The organism is Polaromonas sp. (genome assembly GCF_018780625.1).
GTDB lineage: Bacteria > Pseudomonadota > Gammaproteobacteria > Burkholderiales > Burkholderiaceae_C > Polaromonas.
This window is the reverse complement of the sequence record NZ_JADMJK010000259.1, coordinates 1-3099: the sequence shown is the minus strand read 5'-3', so window position 1 is coordinate 3099 and position 3099 is coordinate 1. Positions and strand designations below refer to the sequence as shown.

General features: G+C 66.1%; 4 protein-coding genes. All 4 read right to left on the bottom strand.

Annotated elements, in window-relative coordinates:
- Positions 1 to 203: hypothetical protein (locus IV091_RS18445; protein WP_293470940.1), on the bottom strand; the 203-nt coding region annotated here is incomplete at its 3' end.
- Between the two features lie 4 nt (positions 204 to 207).
- Entirely contained in the window at positions 208 to 462 is a 255-nt protein-coding gene (locus IV091_RS18440) for a MoaD/ThiS family protein (protein ID WP_293470938.1), read from the bottom strand.
- Positions 459 to 1748 carry an FAD-dependent oxidoreductase gene (locus tag IV091_RS18435; protein WP_293470936.1) on the bottom strand — a complete coding sequence of 430 codons (1290 nt, stop codon included), beginning with the start codon at positions 1746 to 1748 and terminating at the stop codon, positions 459 to 461. The genes IV091_RS18440 and IV091_RS18435 overlap by 4 nt, the downstream gene beginning before the upstream one ends.
- 76 nt (positions 1749 to 1824) lie before the next feature.
- A partial coding sequence (locus IV091_RS18430) for an aldehyde ferredoxin oxidoreductase C-terminal domain-containing protein (protein WP_293470934.1) occupies positions 1825 to 3099 on the bottom strand: 1275 nt, incomplete at its 5' end.

Sequence of the window (3099 nt, the reverse complement as noted above, 5' to 3'; positions counted from 1 at the left end):
CGCGGAATGCGGGCCTGGCCCAGCACGCGGGGCTCGGCCTTTTGCCAGTCGATCTGCAGGGTGCCCGGGTCCACCCTGACCTGCACGCTGGCGCCGCTGCGCTGCCAGGCGTGGCTGCCCAGCGCGGCGGGCAGCCAGCCCAGCCATTCAGCCTCGGTGCAGCCCATGTCGCGCTCGAAGCGTTCCAGGTAATGCGACTGCACGCCGCTAGCCGCCTGCAATCGGCGGCCAGATCGCCAGCACGTCGCCCTCGTTCAGCGTGGTGCTCAGACGCAGCTCGGGCGCAATGTAGCGGCCGTTGACCAGCACCAGGTGCACCAGCTTGGGCGGCAGGCCAAAGGGCGCGATGATCTCACTGATGGTGGCGTCAGGCGCCACGTCGAGCATCACGATGTTGCTGCGCCGTGCCGTGACCGGCAGGTAGTCGGTCAGCGTGGCGAACAGCTTGAAGGTGATGTTCATCGGCGGCGCTCGTCGGTGGCCCCGCTCCACTGGCTCTGCGCCTGGGCGCTGGCCAGGTAGGCTTCCATCAGCTTGGTCGGGTCGCGCTGCAGGGTTTCCTTCCAGGGCCCGAGGTGCACCGCGCCTTCGACCAGGCCGCGCATCACGCCCACGTGGTCGGTCCAGCCTACGCTGTTGCAGCCCACCAGCACGTCGTCCTTGAACTGCAGGCTCAGGTGGCGGCCCTTGCCGCCGTTGGCCTGGCGGTCGGTCAGTTCCACCTGCTCGCCACCGGGCACGCCTTCCCAATTGCCAAAGCTGGTGGAAATCAGGCCCAGCGTGTCGAGCACGTTGATCTGCGTCACGCCCTTGAGTTCGGCCCGCTGGCCCACCATGTTGAGCGCGGCGACCCGGGCCTGCTCGGCGGCGTTGGGCTGGATCGCGCTGACGATGGTCTTGCCGCTGACCTTGTCAAAGGCTTCGGCGCAGTCGCCGGCCGCGTAAATGCCGGGCACGCTGGTCTGCAGGTGTTCGTCGGTCAGCACGCCTTGCAGGCAGGTGATGCCGGAGTTTTCCAGAAAGGCGATGTTGGGCTTGACGCCGGTGGCACTGATGACCAGGTCGGCTTCTACCGTCTGGCCGCTGGACAACCGCACCTTGAGCGGTGTGCCAGGCTCGATCGCCTCGACCCGGGTGCCGGTGAACACCTGCACGCCCTGGGTTTCGCACCAGTTACGGATCATGCCGCCGGCCATCGGGCCCATCATGCGCGGCACCATGCGGTCGCCCATCTCGACCACGCTGAGCTGCACGCCGCGCTGCTTGAGCGACTCCATGATGATGCAGCCGATGAAGCCCGCGCCCATCTGCAGCACGCGCGCGCCGGGCCGGGCCAGCGCCATGATCTTGCGCGCGTCGTCCAGCGTCCAGCACGGGTACACGCCCGCGCTGTCCATGCCCGGAATCGGCGGGCGTGCCGGGTGGGAGCCGGTGGCAATCAGGAGCCGGTCAAACGCCAGTGTTTCGCCGCTTTTGAATACTACCGTTTTGGTAGCAACATCAACCCGGCTGGCTTGGGCCGTGACCTGATTGATCTTCAAATCGGCAAAGTGCGACGGACCCTTGCGCAAATAGGTGCCGCGCTCGTCGATGTTGCCCATCAGCAGGTAGGGAATCGCCATGCGCGAATACGGCGGCTCGGCTTCGTCGCCGACCAGCGTGATGCGGTCCTGCGGCGCGTGCTTGCGGATGGTTTCGGCGGCAATCACGCCGGCGGGGCCTGCGCCCAGAATGACATGGTGGGTCATGGCTTGGTCTCCAGAATAAAAAAAGGGGTGAGGCTGCAAGCAGCGCCCACCCCTGCCCTCGTCAGAGGAAAAACGTTTAGAGGCTCAGGCGCTCGCGGGTCTCGGCCGTCGGCACGCCTTCGCTGTCCCAGCCGCGCGCGGCGTAGTACTTGGGCAGCATCTCGGCCAGCATGTTGACCTTGCCTTTGGCCGGGCCGGTTTTGGCCGGCTCGGTCAGCAGGCGCTTGGGCAGCGAGTCATCGGCCTTGGTAAAGCCTGCGGCGTTGTTGAACTCGCGCTCCATGTTCCAGATGCGCTCGCCGATTTTCGCCAGCTCTTCGGTGGTGTACTGCTCGCCGCAGGCGGCCTGCAGCTGGGGCGCCAAATCGGCCAGCCCCCAGGCAAAGGTGGTAAACACGCACAGCCCCGACGAGTCGAACGCCGCCGTCGCGTCCTGGAAGGCCTTGACCAGCTCGGGCTTGCCTTCGTGCTCCAGCGGATCAGTCTTGACCGGAATGCCCAGCACTTCGGAGGCAATGGTGTAGCCGCGCAGATGGCAGCCGCCCCGGTTGGACGTGGCGTAGGCCAGGCCAATGCCCTGGATGGCGCGGCCGTCGTAGGCCGGAAACTCCTGGCCCTTGGACGTCATCGACAGGTCCGGGTGGCCGTACCGGGCGGTCAGGCGCTTGGAGCCCTGGCCGATTTCCTTGCCAAAGCCGCGGCCGTAAATGGTCTCCTCGGCCAGGAAAGCCAGCGCTTCGGCCGAGCCGAACGGCGCTTCAATGCCCAGTTGCTCCTTGGTCAGCACGCCCATTTCATAGAGCTCCATCACCGCGCCCAGCGTGGCGCCAAAGCTGATCGGGTCAATGCCTTCCTCGTTGCACAGCATGGTGACGTACTGCAGCGCCTCCAGGTCCTTCACGCCGTTGGCCGCGCCCAGCGCCCAGGCGGCTTCGTATTCAAGCCCGCCCGATGCGCCCCAGTACTGCGGCTTGTTGGCCACCGTGAAGTGGCCGGCGTCCATCTTGCTGATGCGGCCGCAGGCAATGGTGCAGCCAAAGCAGGCCTGGTTGGTGATCAGCTGCGCCTTGCCGTCGGTGTCGCGCGGCGTGGCCATGGCTTCGGCCGAGATGTCCTTGGCGCTTTCAAACTGCACGTCCTGGTGGTTGCGCGTGGGCAGCCCGCCGATCTCGTTGATCACGTTCATCAGCACCTGGGTGCCGAACTTGGGCAGGCCCTGGCCGGTCACGGCGTTGTCGTGCAGGATTTTTTTCTTCTCGTAGGTCACCTTCATGAAGGCTTTGGGGTCTCGGATGTTGCCCACGCCCTTGGTGCCGCGCACCGCAATCGCCTTGAGGTTCTTGCTGCCCAT

Coding starts and splice junctions, on each gene's coding strand:
- IV091_RS18440 (WP_293470938.1), bottom strand. CDS start 462: ATGAACATCACCTTCAAGCTGTTCGCCACGCTGACCGACTACCTGCCG.
- IV091_RS18435 (WP_293470936.1), bottom strand. CDS start 1,748: ATGACCCACCATGTCATTCTGGGCGCAGGCCCCGCCGGCGTGATTGCC.